The following is a 20275-nucleotide window of genomic DNA, read 5'->3' on the forward strand; positions in this document are numbered from 1 at the left end:
CCCCCCCCCCCCCCCCCCCCCCCGAAACTAACAAATAGCGAGTGCGGAAAGCGGGAAATAGCTCCTAAAAAAATAAAAAAGGAAACCGAATAATTCAGTTTCCTTTTTCTAACTTTTATTATAATAATTTACTCTTCACAAACTCTCCAAATTACATCATTTTGCGGAACGGGAGCTATGATTTCAATATTTTCTTTGGTCACCGGATGAATAAATTCCAGTTTTCTGGCGTGAAGATTAATTCCGCCATCGGGATTGGAGCGTGGCGAACCATATTTTAAATCGCCTTTAATCGGAACGCCGGTTTTTGATAACTGTGCTCTGATCTGGTGATGCCTTCCCGTTTCAAGATCGATCTCCAACAAAAGATAATTATCCAACGTTTTAATCACATTATAGGTAAGAATGGCTTCTTTTGCACCATCTGTAACTTTGGGAAAAACAATCGCTTTATTATTCTTCTCGTTTTTCTTTAAATAATGAACCAATCGCTGCGTTTTAGGAATCATTTCCTTGGCCACCACTGCCCAATAGGTCTTTTTGACCTCACGATTTTTAACCATTTGGGTTAAACGCGATAATGCTTTTGAAGTTTTAGCATAAATCACCAAACCCGAGGTCGGCCTATCAATACGATGAACCAAACCGAGAAAAACATTTCCCGGCTTGGCATCTCTTTTTTTTATAAAATCTTTGATTAATTCTAACAGAGAATCATCGCCGGTTTTGTCGCCCTGTACGAGCTGCCCGACTTTTTTGTTAATCACCAAAAGATGATTGTCTTCATATACAACCTGCTCCTCCATCATTTACTGTCGATAGCTGGGTCTGCTTGCAATTGAAAGAATAATTCCGCCCAAAAGCCCAACGGTTTTAATAGATTCTAATTTTGTTCCCAGCGGAATAAACAAACCTCCAAGCACACAAATAGCCGCCGCAGCGTACATTGCATAGGTGAAGTTTTGATTCTTCATCGCAGGTGCCTGCAGGAAAAAACTTGCTCCGATTAAAACATAGAACACTTTTCGTGACAATAAAGTATTGACATCGGGAGAAAAAAGATTAAACCAACCTGCTGCAAGGCAAACCAGTGCAATAATCGATAAAATTCCCTGAGTAGACTGTTGATTTCTCATGAATTAATAACTTTCGTTTTCGTTAGGGAAGTCCTGACCTTTTACATCTTTCACATATTGAGCAACAGCTCCAGTGATTTCTGTATATAAATCAAGATATCTTCTTAAAAATTTCGGACTGAAACCTTTGTTCATTCCTACCATATCGTGATACACCAAAACCTGACCGTCACAATGAGGCCCAGCTCCTATTCCGATGGTTGGGATTGAAATAGATTCTGTTACTTTTTTAGCCAAATCTGCAGGAATTTTCTCCAAAACAACTCCAAAACAACCTAATTCTTCCAATAATTGGGCATCTGCAATTAGTTTTTCTGCTTCCGCTTCTTCTTTTGCTCTTACTTTATAGGTTCCGAACTGATAAATAGACTGTGGCGTTAATCCCAAATGTCCCATAATAGGAATTCCGGCATTGATTATTTTTTTTATTGATTTTGAAATTTCCTTTCCTCCTTCAATTTTAATAGCATGAGCGCCGCCCTCTTTCATCATTCTTACTGCAGATTCCAAAGCCAAATCCGGATTACTCTGATACGTTCCGAAAGGCAAGTCAGCAATCACCAAAGCTCGGTCTGTTCCTCTCACCACACTTTGCGTATGATAAATCATCTGATCCAAAGTAATTGGCAACGTAGTTTCAAAACCCGCCATTACATTTGCCGCAGAATCACCTATCAAAACCGCATCAATTCCTCCCGCATCTACCATTTTAGCAGTGGTAAAATCGTATGCCGTAAGCATCGTAATTTTTTCCTTGTCGAATTTCATTTTTCGCAAGGTTTCAGTCGTAACTTTTTTAATTTCAGAATGAACAGACATAATGTATCTATTTTTTAAAGTTAAAAAAGTCGGCACTGAGCCGACTTAAAGTTTTGTATGATTTTTATAAAACTACGTGACCTAGTTTCATTAATTTATCGTGGTTGAGAATTTTGATATTTCTTCCGTCTACTTCGATGAGCTGATCTCCTTTAAATTCTGATATTAAACGAATTGCACTTTCTGTAGCCGTTCCGATGATGTTGGCAATTTCTTCTCTCGTTAAAGAAATTTTGATGAATCCTTCAGGATCTACACCTAATTTTTGTTCTAAAAGAAGTAAAATCTCCGCCAGTCTTTCTCTTACCGTTTTTTGAGCAAGGAAGGTAATGGTATTGGAAGATTCTCCCAATTCATAAGAAATTTTCTGGAGCATTACGAAAGAGAGCTGAGGATCTACCTCCAAAAGATACATGAAAATATCTGCCGGTAAGAAAGTTGCCTCAATATCCGTCATTGCCTCAGCCTTCGCCTGGAAATTTTCCCCGCAAAGTAAAGAACGATAGCCGATGATGTCCCCTTCTTTGATAAATCTTAAAATCTGATCTTTTCCGAAAGCCCCCGATTTTGATAGCTTGGCAGCTCCCTTTTCGAGTACATAAACCCCTCTTGGCGTTTCACCATCTTCAAAAATGGTATCATGCTTCTGAAAACTCAGTTTCTTTTTTGCGTTTATGTATTTCTCAAAATCAGCGCTGGAAAGTCTTTCCTTGAATGATTTATCATTAAAAACTCTTGCGAACCTCTCCTCAATTGCAATCTGTTGTTCCTGCGACATTTTATATGACATTTATCACAAAAATAGAACTTTTTAACTCGATAAACAAAAAAAATTGTTATAATTTTGTAGTTCAATAATTTATGGAGGTGAGTGATAACTGTTTTCATTGCGGTCAAGGGATAGAAAAAGAAAGAATTCTATTTGACGAAAAGACTTTCTGTTGCAACGGTTGCAAGTCTGTTTACGAAATTCTGAATATCAACAATTTAACTAATTTTTACGAATTAAACAAGAAAGCGGGAATTCGACCTGATGAAAACACTTCACAATTCGAATATCTTGATACTCAGGAGATCTTCGACAAAGTCACCGATTTCTCGGAAGGAAGCACGAGTTTAGTCACCTTTAAGATTCCTGTAATTCACTGTTCTTCTTGCATTTGGCTGTTGGAAAGTCTTCATACATTGAACCCGAATATCAAATATTCTCAGGTTAACTTCACAAGAAAGACCTTACAGATTTCTTTTAACCATAACGAATTAAAATTAAGCGAATTAGCTAATTTTTTAACTAATTTAGGCTATAAACCTGTCATCAGCCTTGAAACTGCGGATAAAAACGTTGAGCATTTAGACAAATCTTTACTGGTGAAATTTGCGATTGCCGCTTTTGCCTTTGGTAACGGAATGTTTCTTGCTTTCCCGGAATATGTGGGCGGTGAAGATTACTGGATGGCGCATTACAAAGGTCTTTTCCGAGCGTTGATGTGTATTTTGGCAATTCCTGTTGTGGTTTATTCGGCTTCAGATTATTATAAATCGGCTTGGTATGGTTTAAAAAACAAGATTGTTAATATTGATGTTCCTATCGTTTTGGGAATTATCGTTCTTTTCGGACGAAGCTTGTATGAAGTTGCCACCAATTACGGTCCGGGATATTTCGATACCCTTTGCGGATTGCTGTTTTTCATGCTTTTGGGTAAAATTTTCCAGAAGAGAACCTACAACGCACTTTCTTACGACAGAGATTACAAATCATTTTATCCAATTGCTGTTACAAAAGTTGATTTTGAAGGAAAACAGGATAATATTTTACTTTCTGAAGTCAAGATCGGCGACAGAATTCTAGTTAGAAATCAGGAAATTATTCCGGTTGACGCGATTTTGATTAATGGTGAAGGAAATATCGATAACAGTTTTATTACCGGAGAAAGTGCGACCATCAGCAAACAGCCTGGAGATAAAATTTTCGCGGGAGGAAAGCAGATTGGCTCTTCTTTGGAATTGGAAGTGATTAAAGATGTTGACCAAAGTTATTTAACACAGCTTTGGAACAAGGAAGCTTTCAAAAAACACGAAACAGGACTTGACACACTGACCAATAACATCAGTAAATATTTCACATTCATCATTTTAGGCATTGCTTTAATTTCTGGAATTTATTGGGCAACAGTTGATTTAGAGAAAATGTTTCAGGTGATTTCGGCCATTTTAATTATTGCTTGTCCTTGCGCGTTGGCACTGTCTGCTCCGTTCACTTTCGGTCACATTATGAGGATTTTAGGTCGAAATAAGTTTTATGTAAAAGATACTTTAACGATTGAAAAAATTGCCAAATTAGACACCATTGTTTTTGATAAAACCGGAACGATTACGCATAGAAAAAAATCAAATATAAAATTTGAAGGAACTGAAATCAACGAATTTGATTTACTAAATATCAAATCTTTATTAAAAAACTCCAATCACCCGCTTTCTAAGTCTCTGTATGAATTTATTGAAGTGAAAGACGAGTATTTTCCGGTGGAAAACTTTATAGAAATTTCAGGGAAAGGATATGAAGCGAATGTAAGAGGTAAAGTTTACAAAATAGGTTCTGCACGCTACAATAATCAGGAATCTAAAAATCTTGAAACAGCGGTTTACATCAGCAAAAACAATGAATTTTTAGGGAAATTTATCTTTAAAAATGAATATCGCGAAAACCTTAAAAGCTTGTTCGGTAAGCTTACTAATTATAAAATTTTCATCCTGAGTGGTGACAATTCTTCAGAAGAAAATCAATTGAAAGAATTAATTCCGAATTATAAAGGGATGGCTTTCAACCAAAATCCTGAGGATAAGCTTAATTACATTAAAGAACTTCAGAATCAAAACATGAAAGTGGCGATGCTTGGAGACGGCCTCAACGATGCCGGAGCATTGAAACAAAGCAATGTAGGAATTGCCATTGCCGATGATTCTAACAGCTTTACCCCTTCTTCTGATGTGATCATGAATGGTGAAAAAGTAGTGACTTTGGATAACTATCTGAACGTAGCCAAAGGTTCGATCACGATTGTGAAAATGACATTTATAATCAGTTTTCTTTATAATGTTGTAGGTTTAAGTTACGCTGTGACAGGGCATATGCATCCTCTTTTTGCTGCGCTTATCATGCCTGCAAGTTCCATTACCGTGGTTTCATTTACGACACTTTCGACTTGGATTTTGGGAAGAAAATATTTCAAAAAACGTGCTTAAAAGCCCTTATTTAGACTGATTTTAAATTAGCCAAAACCCGTATTTCGTGATGAATGTCATTATTTTTCACTAAATTTGAACCCCGAAAATAGGTTAATTTTGTTGTCCAATGGATATTCTATATTTAATGATCTTATGCAGTGTTTCTTTAGCTGCGGTTTTCTTGGTCGTGTTTATAGTGTACGCCAGAAAAGGGCAGTTTGAAGATGACGAATCTCCGGCTGTGAGAATTCTTTTTGAAGACGAAGTCAAAGAAAAGAAAGATCCTGGCAACAAAGCAGAAGACGAAAAAGAAATAGGAGAAAATAATAAAATTGAAGAAAAAAGTGAATAGTTGATATGGAAACACAGAAGTTTAGTTATGACAACAGTATTGTTCGGGCATTTCTTTATGCGACCATCGTTTTTGGGATCATAGGGTTTACGTTCGGACTTACGGCGGCATTAATGCTTTTCTACCCTGAACTTCCGGAATTCTTTTTCGGAACAGATGACACCACGATTAATAGTTTGGCATCTGGAAATATCCAAGGGTTGATAAACACACACGGTGCATTTGGTTTTGGTAGAATCAGAATGCTACACACAAACACGGTAATCTTTGCATTTGTTTGTAATATTGTTTATGTAGGGGTTTATTACTCTACACAGAGATTATTGAAAACAAGAATGTACAGTGATACACTTTCATGGATTCATTTCTGGACATGGCAGTTGATGATCGTCGCTACATTCATCACATTCTTTATGGGGATCAATACTTCAAAAGAATACGCTGAGCACGAATGGCCAATTGATATCCTAATTGCGGTATCTTGGATTATTTTCGGAGCGAATATGATCTTAACGATCAGAAAAAGAAGAGTAAGACACCTTTATGTTGCCATCTGGTTCTATTTGGGTACTTGGGTTGCCGTAGCAATGCTTCACATCTTCAACAATTTAGAAGTTCCGTTATCTTTCACTGGCTGGAAATCTTATTCAGCATACGCAGGGGCAAAAGATGCCATTGTACAGTGGTGGTACGGTCACAATGCAGTAGCATTCGTACTAACGACTCCGGTTTTAGGTTTAATGTATTATTTCTTACCTAAGGCAGCAGACAGACCTGTATTCTCATACAAACTATCTATTATTCACTTCTGGTCATTAATTTTCGTATATATCTGGGCGGGGCCTCACCACCTTCAGTATACAGCTTTACCAGCTTGGGCACAGGCAGTAGGAACTGGTTTCTCTATCATGCTTATTGCACCATCTTGGGGAGGTATGTTAAATGGTCTTCTTACATTAAGAGGAGCTTGGGATAAGGTAAGAGAAAATCCTATTCTTAAGTTCTTCGTAGTTGCAGTTACTTGTTATGGTATGGCAACGTTTGAAGGACCGCTTTTGGCAACAAAAAACATCAACAAAATTGGTCACTTTACAGACTGGGTTATCGGTCACGTACATTTAGGAGCACTTGGATGGAATGGTTTCATGGCATTCGGGGTTATCTATTATTTGGTACCCATCTTGTGGAGAACAAAATTATATTCCACGAAATTAGCTAACTGGCATTTCTGGTTAGGTACATTAGGGATCATTTTCTATGCGGTACCAATGTATATTTCAGGATTTACTCAAGGTTTAATGTGGAAACAATTCAATCCAGACGGAACATTATTATGGAAAAACTGGTTGGATACGGTAACTGCTATTATCCCTTACTTTAAAATGAGATTTGTAGGAGGTTTATTCTACATTTCAGGAGCTCTTCTAATGGTTGTGAACGTTTTTGCAACAGTAAGAAAAGGATCATTCCAAAAAGATGTACCTGCAGAAGCACCAGCTTTGGCCAACATCGGAAACAAAAGAAAAGAAGGAGAAGGATTCCACCTTTGGTTGGAAAGAATGCCTACTCTATTGACAGTATTGTCTTTATTGACAATCTCAATCGGTAGTATGGTGGAAATTATCCCTACGCTATCTCTTAAGAAAAGTGTACCTACAATTTCTGCTGTGAAGCCTTATTCACCACTAGAATTAGAAGGTAGAGACATTTATATCCGTGAAGGTTGTAACGCTTGTCACTCTCAAATGGTAAGACCTTTCAGAGATGAGATCGTAAGATTTAACGGTAAAAACGGACAGTATTCTAAAGCAGGAGAATTCGTTTACGACAGACCATTCTTATGGGGTTCTAAGAGAACAGGACCGGATTTACATAGAGAAGGAGGTAAAAACCCAAGTTCTTGGCACTATAAGCATATGTATAACCCAAGATCTACATCTGCAGGTTCTATCATGCCTCGTTACCCTTGGCTGATCGCTACTAACCTAGACAGATCTAAAATGGTAGACAAAATGAAGCTGATGAAGAATACATTTGATGTACCTTATACAAAAGCTCAAATTGATTCTGCTGACACATGGGCAAACAACCAGGCTTCGAAAATTGTAAAAGATATCTTTTCTGAAGCAGCTGACTTAAAAACAGCTTATGCTAAGAGACCACAAGGAGAATTAGAGAAAAAAGAAATTGTAGCTTTGATCTCTTATCTTCAAAGATTAGGTACAGATATCAAGACAACGGAAATTAAAACAGCAAGTAATAACTAACATTAAAGGTTCAACATGATTCCTCAGAACTTTAAAGATATATTATCCAATACAGAAAACGCTGGTTTTTACCAGACGCTGGCTCTGATTTTCTTTTTGCTGTTCTTCGTAGCTCTTATAGTATATGTTTTTAGCAGGCCTAAAAAATATTATAAAGAAGAAGAAGAAGCGCCTTTGGGGGATGATGAAGATGATTTTAATTTAAAAAATTAAACTACTTATTATGAAACAAAGAACACCGGTTGTTGTAAACATTGCAATAATAATTGGACTTTTAATAGTTTTTTATTATCTGTTTGTACAAAGCTACGCGTTTTTAGGCTCACCATATTTCTGGGGAACTGTAGTGATCGCTGGTATCCTGGCGTACATTCACAGTGCTATCGGAGATTTGATTGAAAATAATAAATTCAAAAAATTATCTCAAGAAGAAAAAGATGCATATTTAGCTGAAAAGAAAATCCCTTTCTTGAAGAGACAATATGATGCCGCTTTCAAAAAGCAATCAGATTCTCATGAGAAAGATATCCTTATCGACCACGGTTTTGATGGGATCATGGAGCTAGATAACCAATTACCAAAATGGTGGGTAGGTTTATTCTATTTTGGGACTGCTTTTTGTATTGTATATATATGCGCATACTCTTTCACAGATTTCGCACACCCGTTGAGCGAGTACGAGAAAGAATATAAAGAGCAGATTGCAAGTATTGCAGCTTATGAAGCAACTCAGCCTCCTGTAACGATCGAAACTGCTAAATATTCAGCAGATAATATCGCAGAAGGTAAAGAATTATTTAAAACAAACTGTGCATCTTGTCACAAAGAAGACGGTAGTGGTGGTATCGGTCCTAACTTGACTGATAACTACTGGATCAACCAGCCAGAGAAAACGTTATTCAAAAACGTATTCCATATGGACTGGAATGGTTCTCCTACTAACCCGGCGATGAGAGCATTCGGTAAAAATGGTGAAGTTTCTGGTGCTGAAATTGAAAAAATTGCAGCGTATGTGTACCACATCAACCAAGAACAACCTCCAGTTACGCCGGCTCAGGGTGGAGCTGCTCCTCAGGGAACAGAAGCACATTGGGAAAAGGAATAATTTTTAAAAAGAAAAAATAGAACATATGAAAAACATAATTTGTTATTAACTAAAAACTAGTAACGAATTATGTTTTTCTTTTTTTAAACACTTTACAACATGTCAGACATAGAAGAAATAGAAGTACGCGGCGGACAGGGACAAGTTCTGGATCCTGAGACTTACAGAGATTCTATAGGCACGATGGATCAATCCGGGAAGAGAAAATGGGTTTTTCCAAGAAAACCGAAAGGTAAATTTACCAACTATAGAAACATTGTAAGTTATGTTTTATTGTTAGTTTATTTTACGGTTCCGTTTATTAAGATAAATGGCAATCCGCTGATTTTGTTTAATGTCATCGATAGAGAGTTTTTCATCTTCGGACAGCCTTTCTATCCTCAAGACTTTTTTATCCTTACTTTAGGAGCCATAGCTTCTTTAATATTCATTATCGTGTTTACGATTGCATTCGGAAGAATTTTCTGCGGGTGGATTTGCCCTCAGACAATTTTTATGGAATCTATATTTCGTAAAATAGATTATCTTATTGAAGGAGACCGAAACAAGCAAATGAAGCTTGATCGACAGGAATGGAATTCTGAAAAAATCTGGAAAAGAAGTTTGAAATGGACGATCTTCGTGATCATTTCATTAATTATCACCCACTTCATGTTTATGTATATCGTAGGATATGAAGAAGTTCTGAATATCGTTTCTCAAGGGCCATTTGCCAACCCTACCAACTTTATGGTCATGATTCTTTTTACTGCTGCATTTTATTTTGTATTTGCTTGGTTCAGAGAGCAGGTTTGTACATTGGTTTGCCCTTACGGAAGGTTGCAGGGTGTTTTAATTGATAAAGACACCATCAATGTTTTTTACGATTTTAAAAGAGGTGAAAACAGATCGAAATGGAGAAAAGGTGAAGACAGAAAAGCGGCCGGAAAAGGAGATTGTATCGATTGTCATCAGTGTGTAGTTGTTTGTCCAACAGGAATCGACATTAGAGACGGACAACAATTAGAATGTGTAAACTGTACTGCTTGTATTGACGCTTGCGACGAGGTAATGGAAAAAGTAGGTCTTCCAAAAGGATTGATCCGTTATGCTTCTGAAAATGAAATTGAACAGGAAACGAAATTCAAGTTTACCGGAAGGATGAAAGGTTTTGCCATTCTTCTTTTAGGGCTTGTGGTATTTTTAGGGTATTTGTTATCAAGCCGTGGAGAAATGGAAGCCAAATTCATTAAACCAGCCGGAAGTACATTCTTTGTAAGAGACGGAAAAATTACCAATACCTACAATTATACTTTCTTAAACAAAACAAATGATAAAAAGATCGTTACCGTAAAAGTTATTTCTCCTGAACATGGTGAAATTATTTACAGCGCATCAAGCAAAATTACGGTAGAAAGAGATAAAATTACGAAAGGAACCATCAATATCAGCTTCCCGGAAGATGACATGAAACTTTCAAAACAAAATATCACCATTGGGGTCTATGATATGAAAGGGAAATTGGTAGATTCTTACCAAACCTATTTTGAAGGACCATTTAAATTACAATTTTAAATTTTAGAAATGAAGAACTTTAGTTGGGGACACGGTGTTGTAATCGCATTATTTGCGTTCATAGTTTTTATATTATCAATGATGTTTCTTTTCCCGAATGGGCAGAAAAACTCTGAAATGGTAACCGATAATTATTATGAAGAAGAGCTGCAATATCAAGATGTAATTGATGCTAAGAAAAGAGCTGACGAACTTCAGGAAAAGCCAACGTACAGCCAGGATACAAACGGAATAAAAATTTCTTTTCCAAAAGATTATAATAATTCTAATACTACGGTAAAATTTGTTTTAAACAGAACCGACGACCAAAATTTGGATATTAAAAAATCTGAACAATTGGATGCGAATCAATCGATTTTAGTACCTGCACAAGTGCTGAAAATGGGAAATTACACCTTACGATTGATGTGGACTAAAGACAAAATAGACTATAGAATGGATTATGATGTGATATGGAAATAGCACTTATTGTTTCGGCAATCGGATTAGGTTTTGCTTCCGGATTTCACTGTGTCGGAATGTGCGGACCTATTGCGCTGTCGATGGGATTAACAAAGAAACAAGCGACCAATTTTTACCTTCAGAATCTCACGTATCAATTCGGTAGAATTTTTACCTATTCACTTTTGGGCGCGATCTTAGGAATTATTGGTGAAGGTTTTGAAATGGCAGGAATTCAGCAATATTTGACAATCGGCGTAGGAATTTTGCTGATTATTATGGCATTATTTTCATTCGGAGGAAAAGATTTTGCTTCAAAAATTCCTTTTTTTTCGAAGTTTTTGTTTAAAGTTAAATCAAACTTAGGAAGATTGCTTCAAAAGGCAGATTATCGTTCAAGATTCACCACCGGTATCTTAAACGGATTTTTACCTTGTGGAATGGTCTATATGGCTTTAACCGCAAGTTTGGCAAGCGGCGGAATATGGCAAGGCGCTTCATACATGGCTTTATTTGGATTAGGAACCCTTCCCTTTATGTTTGCCGTAGTTTTAGTTGGAAATCTAATGAATCAGGCGTTCAGAATAAAAGTCTTGAAAGCAATTCCGGTAGTAATGATCATTTTAGGTGGATTATTTATTGTAAGAGGTCTTGAATTGGGAATTCCTTATATTTCGCCAAGAGCAGAAGCTATGACAATCTCAAAAGACAATCAGGGCGACTGTCATTTGCCGGGAGATCACAGCACACATCAACATTCGAATACGAATTGTCATTAATAATTACTTTTTAACCATGAAAAAAACATTCTTTTTACTCATTATCAGTCTTTTTGCATTGCAATCATGCAAGATAAATTCTGAGGTTGTTTATCATCAAGACGCATCATCTACAGCCATTACAGATATTGATATTAAAGATTTTGTAAAAGAAATGAAAGCAATGACACCCGATTCTTTAAAAAATAAAGAGTTTGGTGATTTGGATAAACTTCCTTCAACGTGGACGAGCTTCTACGATTTGGAAAAACAACAGGGAAAACTAAAAACCAAAGATCCGGATTCATTGCGTTTGATGAAGAAAATGTTTTTAAAATCTACAAAAGAAAATAATGAACCTACCTCTTTTGCTTTAAAACTGGACCACTTTAACCAAAGTGATTACAAACAGTTAAATGCTTACACTCAACAGGAAAAATTGCCTTTAGATCAAAACATCTATAATAGTTGGGACGGGAAAACATTAACCATCGATACCGACAATTTTAACATTAAAAGTATTGAAGATGCAATGAGCAAAAATTCGCCCGCAGGAGGCTCTGAAAGCGAAGGAAGTACCAAAGGAATGCTTATGATGTTCTTAAAACAAGTAGGAACTACGTTAAAATTTGATGGAAAAATAAAATCTATCACCGGAAAACATGATTGGATAAAGCAAATTGACGATCACTCTGTAAAAATAAAATATGATTTGGAATCGCTCTATGAAAAAGAGAAAAAACTAACCAACAAGGATAAAAAAATCGTCATTGTAACTGAATAAATGAAGCCACTGAAAATTTCGGTGGCTTTTTATTTAAATTTTCCTTAAAATCACCTTATCTCATTCAAAATGAATTGCAAACGCTTTTATATTTCAGTACATTTGGAAAAAGAACTGAATGAAAAAAGCTCGCCATGAAGACAGAGCAAAAGTGGTTGATATTTTGTGTAAAGCATTCATAGATGTGCTTATTCCCAATTCTATCAACTTTGTAGTAAAAAAATCAGGAAACCGATATAAAAGACTGAAATCTTTAATGGAATATCAGTTTGATATGTCTATGCTTTATGGACAGGTTTTTCTGAGTGATGATGAAAAAGGCTGTGTTTTATATCTTGAAGAAAAAGGCTCTGGATTGAAGAAAATTATTCTGGAAGCAAAACTTTTATTCAACTGTATTGGGGTAGAAAATGTGTTTAAAGTTTTAACAAGAGAAAAATTATTAAGCAATTATCACCCAAAAGAAAAATTCATTCATCTTTGGTTGATGGGAGTTCTTCCGGACGAACAAGGCAATGGCGTAGGCACAAAATTGCTGAAAGAAAGCCTGGAAGTTTATAAAAATCAGTTGATTTATGTAGAAACCACAACGCCTGAAAACAGAGCTTTTTATAAGAAAAACGGCTTTACTATTTTCCATGAGACTTTTGAACTAGATTATCCACTTTATTTTCTGAAATATGTTTAATACAGAGCTTTACCTAAGTACATTTATTAGCATATTGATATTCATTGTATTGCTAATTATCGTTTCTGTACAACTATTTTTTGTGTGGAAAAGAAGAGACCGAAATTTTTATCTTAAATTTTTAGGATTAATAATATCCGGAATTATTTACAATGTGGTGGAAGGATTATTACCTGATGAAAGATTTAATGTAAATATTATTTCGCAAAATATCTGCGCGTGGATTGTGGGCCTAGCAGTGGCACTTCATTATTTCATCTACATAAAAAATGAATACGATCTTGTATTTTTTAAGAAATTTTCCATCAGTTCAATAGGAATGTTTGCCTGTATTACATTAATTATGTTGTTTATTTTACCATATACCATGACAGGATCTTTGGAAACCTCCAGAGTATTTTTCCTCAGTTTTTTCCTGGCTTTATTTATTTTAGCAGCTATTATTGTCATTAAACAGCAAATCGCTAAATTTAAAAATCGTAAAACCAAGGTTTTTAAAACCCACGATATTATCGGGATTTTAGCTTTCTTTGGTTTAATTTCCTTACCTGTTACGATATTAGTTTTTGGTGATAATCAACTTATTGAACAAACTTCTTTCAGCATCGGTTTTTTTGTCGTTTCTGTAGACTTTTTCTTGTATGGCTTTCGAAAAAAAGAAATGAAAAAACACATTCCTTTTGAAAAGCTTTCGGCGCGTGAGACAGAAATTTTAAAATTGCTTTTAGAAAATCCGAATTTGAAATATGCTGAAATTAGCGGTATGCTGAACATTTCAGAAAAAACTTTATCTACTCATTTATCCAATATTTACAAGAAAGTAGAGATAAAAAGCAAGAAAGAAATCAAAGAATTGAGCAAAGTTTATCGAGATTCCATAATGGCGTAAATATTTAAAAACCAACAAAATAAAAACCCTTAGAGCTTACCCTTAGTGATTTAAGGAGCGATTTAAGGATGAAAATTTTCGCCAATCGAAATGGGAATGATATGTTTGCATCTAGTAAAGCAATTCGATTTTCTTCCCCTTAATCACTTTGCTTTTTGATTTTAAATGTGTGCACTTTATGAATGCAAATTCACCAAAAACACAAAGATATATAGGTGTACTTATTCTAATCAAAAATCAATGAAAAAACTAATAATCTTTGAAGTCAAAATAAAGAAATCTGCTTGCTGCGAATAAAATTGTAGCGAACATTTAGAAGAAAGTCAATACAAACGATAAACCCTCTGAAGTTCAGAGGGTTTATTTTTTATGTAGAGTGATTTAGTTAATCACATCAAATCTTGCATATTCAGCAATCTTCTTAGGAAGCTTAATGCCTTCTTCCGTTTGATTATTTTCTAGCAAAGCCGCCATAATTCTCGGCAAAGCCATCGCAGAACCGTTCAATGTATGAACTAGCTGAGATTTCCCATCTGCTTTGTAACGACATTTCAATCTATTAGACTGGAAAGTTTCAAAATTAGAAACAGAACTAACTTCCAACCACATTTCCTGAGCAGCGCTCCAAACCTCGAAATCATAAGTCATTGCAGATGCAAAACCAGTATCTCCGCCACAAAGTCTTAATACTCTGTAAGGAAGTTCAAGATCAGTTAGAATTTCCTTGATATGTTCAACCATTTCTTCCAAAACAGCATAAGAATTTTCAGGCTTTTCAAGTCTTACAATCTCAACTTTTTCAAATTGGTGAAGACGGTTCAAACCTCTTACGTGAGCTCCGTAGCTTCCAGCTTCTCTTCTGTAACACTGAGAAAATGCCGTATTTTTAATCGGAAGATCTCTTTCTTCCAATAAAACATCACGGTATAAATTCGTTACCGGAACTTCAGCCGTTGGGATCAGATATAACTTATCTTCAGTTACATAATACATTTGCCCTTCTTTATCCGGCAACTGACCAGTACCGTAACCTGAAGCTTCGTTAATAACGTGAGGCGGATTTACTTCCGTATATCCTTTATCTATATTTTTATCTAAGAAATACTGAACCAAAGCTCTTTGCAATCTCGCCCCTTTTCCAAGATAAACAGGAAAACCTGCACCGGCAATTTTAACTCCTAATTCGAAATCGATAAGGTTGTATTTTTTAGCCAGCTCCCAGTGAGGAATTGCGCCCTCTCCCAGTCCTTCTACTTCATGAGACTGGAAAATAATTTCGTTATCGTCTGCAGAAGCGCCACTTTTTACCAATTCGTTCGGAATATTCGGGATTTGATATAAGATATCAAGCAATGCTTTTTCTTTAACATCTAGCTGAACTTTCAATTCGGATGTCGACTCTTTGTATTGTGCGGTTTTAGATTTCGATGCTTCAGCTTCTTCTCTTTTTCCTTCTTTCATCAACATTCCGATCTCTTTGGAGATTCTGTTGATTTCTGAAAGTTGGGAGTCTAATTCAAACTGAATTTTTTTTCTTTCTTCGTCAGTAGCAATAGCCTCGTCTACCAACTCAAGATTCTTGAATTGTCTTTTTTGAAGACCTTCTAAAACGCGTTCTTTGTTGTCGCGCAAAAAATTGACTTGTAACATTTTATTTAGATGTTAGTTATTAGAAAGTTAGCATCAGAATGCCAACAGATATGCAAATGTATAAAATTATTTTACGATAGTCACGACATTCGGAACATTTGGTTCCTTCGTGAATTGAAGTTGATCGTTGTAATAAACTTTCGAGACCTCGAATAAGGAGGGTGTCCAATGGTATTGAATTTTTAGCCTATCAACCGTAACTTCCGTACTGTCACCTACAGGTTTTGTTAAGCTCACAGTAACTTCCGATTGATACGTTCTGTCTTCAGGGCTGATGGAATCAACAGTTATTCGTTTCGCACCGGCAAGGTATTCAATATAATAGATGGAATCTGTAGTCATTTTTAACGAAAAAGTAACCGGGGCAACATCTGTCGTTCCGTTCACATCATTCATAGAAATAGCGGTATAGGAACCAGATTTTTTACTATTTAGTAAATCTTGTCCTGCACTGTTTTTCATATAAAGATTGAATAACTGATCTATTTTCTGCAAAGAATCTTCATCACTTCTACAACTCAGAAGTGCGAAAAATATGACCAATATTCCGAAGACTACATTTTTCATTATTCAACAAAGATAAAAACTTATTTTAATTCTTTAAGGTATTTGTGAAAGAAGTAGGCAAGAATAAATCCTGAAATTAATAAGGTAAGCGTTACACTGATCGTCATTCCGAGAATTTCGTATTTCGGAACTAAAATAAACGCCAAAACAATCAATAAAATCAAGGAAAATAAAGATGTTTTTGTATTTAAAGACATTTTTCCGGCTGCGGAAAGCATATTTCCATATAAATTTCGGAACAGAATATTCATGAGAAATGTAAACATGAAAAGAATAAACAGGATATAATTTTCAGCATATTTTTCGTTGAACAATGTTTTTAAAATGAATTTACTTAAAACCGAACAAACAATGAAAATTCCAACGCAAACAGGAATAAACAATTTGTAATATCCCGAAATATAATTTTTAAGATACATTTTATCCTGATGATTTTTAGCCAAAACAGGAAAATCACTTTGCATAAAAGCCAACGCTAAAAAGGTAACATTGGAAGGAATTAAAATGGCAACTCGGTAACTAGCCACAGCATTTTCATTTAATAAAAACCCTAACAACAGAATATCTGCGGAGAATAAAGCATCTGATAAAATGGTTGTTCCGGAAGTATGAATGGCATATTGCCAAATTTCTTTCGACGTAAAAACAGAAGGTAAATCAGCTTTTGAAAAAGTAGAAATTTTCAGCCAAAATAAAGATAAAAACGGAGTTAAAGCCATTGCAATCAAATAACCTTTTAGCTGAAAAAAATAACTTAAGATTAATAAAACTGCTAAACCGACAACATTTACCACATTATTAAGTCGCGCAAATTCTCTGTTTTTTTGATTGATTCTTAACTCAGACTGAATAAAATAGAAAAAATAAAACCCAACAAAACGAATGGCAAAAAATAAAAAAATCCAGAATATATCTTCATATTTCTGAATATAAAAAATGCTGCAACCAAGGAAAATTAATGTCAGTATTAATTGATAAATAAACCCTTTAATCAGCAGATAGCTTGACAATTGTTTCTTAATCAAATTATTGGCAGCCAACGATCCGAATCGCAATAAACTCTGATAACTTCCTAATCCTGTGCATGATGCAAACGCCGCAAAAAGTGCAGCGACGATACTCATCACCCCAAAATCTTTTTCGGGTAATAATTTAATGATAAAAAGAGAGGATAAAAATGCGCAGATTTTCCCAATCAACAGAGAAACAAGAACATACTGCCCCTGATTACTGAAAAAATTCTTTAGAAATTGCCATCCGCCTTTCATTCATCAAAAATAAAGCTTAAAAATGGATAAAATATTGATCGCCTGACATTTGTGGTAAAATGTTTTTTGTGAAAACAGATCTGAAACCTCCAAAAGCAATTCGGGATAAAATTCTAACCTTCCTATATTTTCATTAAAATAATTCTGATAATATTGTTGAATTTCTGGCGTGGAATCAAAGTAATACTGATATGGATACATGCTAGCCTTTTCAGGAGAACGTAAAATCTTATTAAAGAACGCCAGATATCCGTTCTTTACATATTTTTCTCCAAACTTTACTTTCCAGAAAGCATCCGGTTTCATTAACGTTCTTTCCCAAGTGTATTTTTCAGCTTCTTTACAGTGTTTTGAAAGCCATTCAAGATAAAACTGATGACCAAACTTCCAGTCTTCAGGAAGACTTAAAGACAGTTTAATAAAATCTTTAGTCATAAAAGGAGAAATAAGATATCCTCTCGGTTGAAGAACCTGAACTCCTAAAACTGTTCGATTATAGGCTAAATTCTGAAGTAAAAATATTTCTTCTCTTTCGTAATTTGACATTACATTTTTCAGATCACTTTGAATCTTCGGAAGAAAGTTTTGATTGACTACAATTTTATATTCTGAAGGGCCTTTTCGTTTAGGCTCAGAATTAAATCCGCCTAAAATACCATCGCCAATCTGGCCGCCATGAAAAATCTTAAAATCCTGAAAAGAAAGTTGATCCAGCGCATATTGCACGTGAATTCCACCTGAATATAGGCTTGTACCTTCAGAAATAGCAGTAAGCTCATCTATTTTTTTCAGAAAACTTCCGTTATCCAAAGGAATAAATTCATAATTTAATTGATAATCTGCCGCAATTTTTCGGGAAATGGTTTCGTCAAAATATCCGGAATGCGAAAAACATAAAGCACAGCCAATATCAAACTTATTCTGAATCGCGTAAAACATTGCCATTCGGCTGTCTAATCCGCCACTTAAAAAAGCTAAAGAGGACGTATTAAACTCTAAATCTTTATTGTATTCCCATTGTACCGCTTCAGTAAAAATTTCATGAATATCATCAACAGCATTTCCTTTTTTCTTAGTATAATATTCAATACCGGAAACATTGAAATACTCTTTTTCGGTTAAAGAATAATTTTCACAGTTAATTTCAACAAAATGAGCATCTTTAACCTTATAAACTCCTTCAATAGGCGTTCTGTTTTCCAAAAGATTACCGATTGACAACAACTGATAGATAGAAATCATATCAGGATTGATGGAAATTCCTTTTTCTTTAATGGTTTTACTTAATCGAACCAAATCTGAATCAGCAAAAATCTGATTGTTTATTTTAGCATAAAAAACACGCTGCGTGGAAGTTGGATTGGTAAAAATTAAGACTTTTCCGCTATTTTTATCCCAAATACAGCCTCTGAATTCTCCTTCTAATTCCTGAAGAAATCTCCAACCTTTTTCAGCATATATTTTCAATACATAATCCTGAAAACTGAGTGATGAATTTTTAAGTAAATCTTTTTTATTGAGAATAATTCCTTCCAGAACAAGTATAATTTCAGGAGTTTCCACAAATACAGAATCGTACGTTTCCTGCTCAAAATAATGTGTAATTTGAACCTGATCCTGATGAATAAAAACAGAAAAACCTAATGCCATTTATATAACTTTCTGATAAATTTCGGTGAACTGACGGGCAATTGCTTCTCTTGAATAATTTTCTACAATAAATTCTCTGATCTTACTATCCTGATCAAAAGTATATTCTTTATTGCAAATTTTTTCTAATGTCTGATAAAGCTGATCGACATTATTTTTTTCAATTCCAATACCTAAACCGTCTAAAATAAACTCGGCAGCGCCACCTACTTTGGTTGAAATTACGGGCTTTCCGCACGCATAAGATTCTAAAATTACGCAACCTTGGGTTTCATTTTCACTAAAAAGAATGAAATAATCCGAATGCTGCATTTTTTCAGCCACTTCCTGATAACTGATTTCATCGAAGATTTTAATATAAGATTCAGCACTCATTGATTTTACCAAATCTCTTAAAGAATCCGTATCGCCGTCCCCTCCAATTTCCAACCTTACAGAAAAACCATTTTGGTGTAAAGAATGAATGGTGTTGATAATATCTTTAGGTCTTTTTCGTGGAATAAGGCTCGAAACATGAAGAAATTTAACCGTATCCGATATTTCTTTTTTAGGTTTAATATCAAAAACTTCAGTATCAACAACATTAGATATAACTTTCATTGGTGTTTTTATACCCAACATCTCAAGACTTTCCTTTAAATTATTGCTTACCGGAAGAATATAACCTGCATTTTTCGCAATATATCTGGCAATACGCTTTATATTTCCTGAAGTTTTAGACAAATTATCTTTCTGCAAAGCCGTCCAGTGCTCCGTTAAAACAAAATGAATCCCGAACTTTTTTTTAAGATATACCGCAAAAAGCATATTATTATGGAGCACATTCGCATGCACAATATCAGGCTTTTTCATCTTTGAAAACCCCATTTTATAGGCTTCCATTCTTCTTAAAAAGTTCTGAACCGGATTTTTTGAATTTTTATAATAAATAATCAGCGTATGAATTCCGTTGATGACTTTATCATCAAAAACAAATACTTCCTTTTGGTTAAAATCTCCAATTGCATGCAGAATTTCCACCTCATGCAACAAAGCAACAGCTTCGGCATGACGCTGTACGAAATTACCGTTGGTGGGCTCCAGTTTATTCGGAAACCAAGAGGAGATAAAAAGTATTTTCAA

At 35.1% G+C, this 20275-nt stretch carries 20 protein-coding genes; 11 read left to right on the forward strand and 9 right to left on the reverse strand.

Annotated elements, in window-relative coordinates; all coding sequences use genetic code 11:
- Positions 1-128: 128 nt before the first annotated feature.
- From ABEG63_RS19525 to ABEG63_RS19540, 4 genes are all read right to left on the reverse strand, one after another.
- The gene (locus ABEG63_RS19525; protein WP_346587033.1) at positions 129-809 is read right to left on the reverse strand and encodes an RNA pseudouridine synthase; all 681 of its coding nucleotides are present in this window, start codon (positions 807-809) and stop codon (positions 129-131) included.
- A complete protein-coding gene (locus ABEG63_RS19530; protein ID WP_346587034.1) occupies positions 810-1136 on the reverse strand; it encodes a hypothetical protein in 327 nt (108 codons plus the stop codon).
- A gap of 3 nt (positions 1137-1139) precedes the next feature.
- The gene (gene panB, locus ABEG63_RS19535; protein WP_312397110.1) at positions 1140-1955 is read right to left on the reverse strand and encodes a 3-methyl-2-oxobutanoate hydroxymethyltransferase; all 816 of its coding nucleotides are present in this window, start codon (positions 1953-1955) and stop codon (positions 1140-1142) included.
- Between the two features lie 64 nt (positions 1956-2019).
- Positions 2020-2733 (reverse strand): Crp/Fnr family transcriptional regulator, encoded by a 714-nt coding sequence (locus tag ABEG63_RS19540; RefSeq protein WP_267404617.1) that lies wholly within the window; start codon positions 2731-2733, stop codon positions 2020-2022.
- A gap of 89 nt (positions 2734-2822) precedes the next feature.
- Here ABEG63_RS19540 and ABEG63_RS19545 point away from each other — a divergent pair, with 89 nt between their 5' ends.
- From ABEG63_RS19545 to ABEG63_RS19595, 11 genes are all read left to right on the forward strand, one after another.
- Entirely contained in the window at positions 2823-5198 is a 2376-nt protein-coding gene (locus ABEG63_RS19545) for a heavy metal translocating P-type ATPase metal-binding domain-containing protein (protein ID WP_346587069.1), read from the forward strand.
- A 109-nt stretch (positions 5199-5307) separates the two neighbouring features.
- Entirely contained in the window at positions 5308-5532 is a 225-nt protein-coding gene (gene ccoS, locus ABEG63_RS19550) for a cbb3-type cytochrome oxidase assembly protein CcoS (protein ID WP_267404619.1), read from the forward strand.
- A 5-nt stretch (positions 5533-5537) separates the two neighbouring features.
- Positions 5538-7799 (forward strand): cytochrome-c oxidase, cbb3-type subunit I, encoded by a 2262-nt coding sequence (gene ccoN / locus ABEG63_RS19555; RefSeq protein WP_267404621.1) that lies wholly within the window; start codon positions 5538-5540, stop codon positions 7797-7799.
- Positions 7800-7814: 15 nt separating this feature from the next.
- Positions 7815-8012 (forward strand): CcoQ/FixQ family Cbb3-type cytochrome c oxidase assembly chaperone, encoded by a 198-nt coding sequence (locus ABEG63_RS19560; protein ID WP_267404623.1) that lies wholly within the window; start codon positions 7815-7817, stop codon positions 8010-8012.
- Positions 8013-8022: 10 nt separating this feature from the next.
- Positions 8023-8904, forward strand: coding sequence for a cbb3-type cytochrome c oxidase N-terminal domain-containing protein (locus ABEG63_RS19565; protein ID WP_267404626.1), 882 nt, complete (start codon positions 8023-8025; stop codon positions 8902-8904).
- 99 nt (positions 8905-9003) lie between these two features.
- Positions 9004-10458 (forward strand): cytochrome c oxidase accessory protein CcoG, encoded by a 1455-nt coding sequence (gene ccoG, locus ABEG63_RS19570; protein ID WP_346587037.1) that lies wholly within the window; start codon positions 9004-9006, stop codon positions 10456-10458.
- A gap of 9 nt (positions 10459-10467) precedes the next feature.
- Positions 10468-10920 carry a FixH family protein gene (locus tag ABEG63_RS19575; RefSeq protein ID WP_267404631.1) on the forward strand — a complete coding sequence of 151 codons (453 nt, stop codon included), beginning with the start codon at positions 10468-10470 and terminating at the stop codon, positions 10918-10920.
- Positions 10911-11678, forward strand: a complete 768-nt coding sequence (locus ABEG63_RS19580; protein ID WP_346587038.1) for a sulfite exporter TauE/SafE family protein — start codon at positions 10911-10913, stop codon at positions 11676-11678. The genes ABEG63_RS19575 and ABEG63_RS19580 overlap by 10 nt, the downstream gene beginning before the upstream one ends.
- A 16-nt stretch (positions 11679-11694) precedes the next feature.
- Positions 11695-12441 carry a hypothetical protein gene (locus tag ABEG63_RS19585; protein ID WP_346587039.1) on the forward strand — a complete coding sequence of 249 codons (747 nt, stop codon included), beginning with the start codon at positions 11695-11697 and terminating at the stop codon, positions 12439-12441.
- A 118-nt stretch (positions 12442-12559) separates the two neighbouring features.
- Positions 12560-13129 (forward strand): GNAT family N-acetyltransferase, encoded by a 570-nt coding sequence (locus tag ABEG63_RS19590; protein ID WP_312397141.1) that lies wholly within the window; start codon positions 12560-12562, stop codon positions 13127-13129.
- An 82-nt stretch (positions 13130-13211) separates the two neighbouring features.
- On the forward strand, positions 13212-14018 hold the full coding sequence (locus tag ABEG63_RS19595; protein ID WP_346587040.1) for a helix-turn-helix transcriptional regulator: 807 nt from the start codon (positions 13212-13214) through the stop codon (positions 14016-14018).
- Between the two features lie 381 nt (positions 14019-14399).
- Here the strand turns inward: ABEG63_RS19595 and serS are convergent, their stop codons facing one another.
- From serS to ABEG63_RS19620, 5 genes are all read right to left on the reverse strand, one after another.
- A complete protein-coding gene (gene serS / locus ABEG63_RS19600) occupies positions 14400-15668 on the reverse strand; it encodes a serine--tRNA ligase (protein ID WP_346587041.1) in 1269 nt (422 codons plus the stop codon).
- 66 nt (positions 15669-15734) lie between these two features.
- A complete protein-coding gene (locus ABEG63_RS19605; protein WP_267404638.1) occupies positions 15735-16235 on the reverse strand; it encodes a hypothetical protein in 501 nt (166 codons plus the stop codon).
- Positions 16236-16255: 20 nt separating this feature from the next.
- A complete protein-coding gene (locus tag ABEG63_RS19610) occupies positions 16256-17503 on the reverse strand; it encodes an oligosaccharide flippase family protein (protein ID WP_267404640.1) in 1248 nt (415 codons plus the stop codon).
- Between the two features lie 3 nt (positions 17504-17506).
- Positions 17507-19153 carry a hypothetical protein gene (locus ABEG63_RS19615; RefSeq protein ID WP_346587043.1) on the reverse strand — a complete coding sequence of 549 codons (1647 nt, stop codon included), beginning with the start codon at positions 19151-19153 and terminating at the stop codon, positions 17507-17509.
- Positions 19154-20275: a glycosyltransferase gene (locus ABEG63_RS19620; RefSeq protein ID WP_346587045.1), complete on the reverse strand. Its 1122-nt coding sequence runs from the start codon at positions 20273-20275 to the stop codon at positions 19154-19156.

The organism is Chryseobacterium sp. C39-AII1, assembly GCF_039672645.1.
In the GTDB taxonomy this organism is placed as follows: domain Bacteria; phylum Bacteroidota; class Bacteroidia; order Flavobacteriales; family Weeksellaceae; genus Chryseobacterium.

Excerpts from the sequence above, each read along its gene's own strand:
- ABEG63_RS19525 (WP_346587033.1), bottom strand. The coding sequence starts at position 809 with ATGATGGAGGAGCAGGTTGTATATGAAGACAATCATCTTTTGGTGATT.
- ABEG63_RS19530 (WP_346587034.1), bottom strand. The coding sequence starts at position 1,136 with ATGAGAAATCAACAGTCTACTCAGGGAATTTTATCGATTATTGCACTG.
- panB (WP_312397110.1), bottom strand. The coding sequence starts at position 1,955 with ATGTCTGTTCATTCTGAAATTAAAAAAGTTACGACTGAAACCTTGCGA.
- ABEG63_RS19540 (WP_267404617.1), bottom strand. The coding sequence starts at position 2,733 with ATGTCGCAGGAACAACAGATTGCAATTGAGGAGAGGTTCGCAAGAGTT.
- ccoS (WP_267404619.1), top strand. The coding sequence starts at position 5,308 with ATGGATATTCTATATTTAATGATCTTATGCAGTGTTTCTTTAGCTGCG.
- ccoN (WP_267404621.1), top strand. The coding sequence starts at position 5,538 with ATGGAAACACAGAAGTTTAGTTATGACAACAGTATTGTTCGGGCATTT.
- ABEG63_RS19560 (WP_267404623.1), top strand. The coding sequence starts at position 7,815 with ATGATTCCTCAGAACTTTAAAGATATATTATCCAATACAGAAAACGCT.
- ABEG63_RS19565 (WP_267404626.1), top strand. The coding sequence starts at position 8,023 with ATGAAACAAAGAACACCGGTTGTTGTAAACATTGCAATAATAATTGGA.
- ccoG (WP_346587037.1), top strand. The coding sequence starts at position 9,004 with ATGTCAGACATAGAAGAAATAGAAGTACGCGGCGGACAGGGACAAGTT.
- ABEG63_RS19575 (WP_267404631.1), top strand. The coding sequence starts at position 10,468 with ATGAAGAACTTTAGTTGGGGACACGGTGTTGTAATCGCATTATTTGCG.
- ABEG63_RS19580 (WP_346587038.1), top strand. The coding sequence starts at position 10,911 with ATGGAAATAGCACTTATTGTTTCGGCAATCGGATTAGGTTTTGCTTCC.
- ABEG63_RS19585 (WP_346587039.1), top strand. The coding sequence starts at position 11,695 with ATGAAAAAAACATTCTTTTTACTCATTATCAGTCTTTTTGCATTGCAA.
- ABEG63_RS19590 (WP_312397141.1), top strand. The coding sequence starts at position 12,560 with ATGAAAAAAGCTCGCCATGAAGACAGAGCAAAAGTGGTTGATATTTTG.
- serS (WP_346587041.1), bottom strand. The coding sequence starts at position 15,668 with ATGTTACAAGTCAATTTTTTGCGCGACAACAAAGAACGCGTTTTAGAA.
- ABEG63_RS19605 (WP_267404638.1), bottom strand. The coding sequence starts at position 16,235 with ATGAAAAATGTAGTCTTCGGAATATTGGTCATATTTTTCGCACTTCTG.
- ABEG63_RS19610 (WP_267404640.1), bottom strand. The coding sequence starts at position 17,503 with ATGAAAGGCGGATGGCAATTTCTAAAGAATTTTTTCAGTAATCAGGGG.
- ABEG63_RS19615 (WP_346587043.1), bottom strand. The coding sequence starts at position 19,153 with ATGGCATTAGGTTTTTCTGTTTTTATTCATCAGGATCAGGTTCAAATT.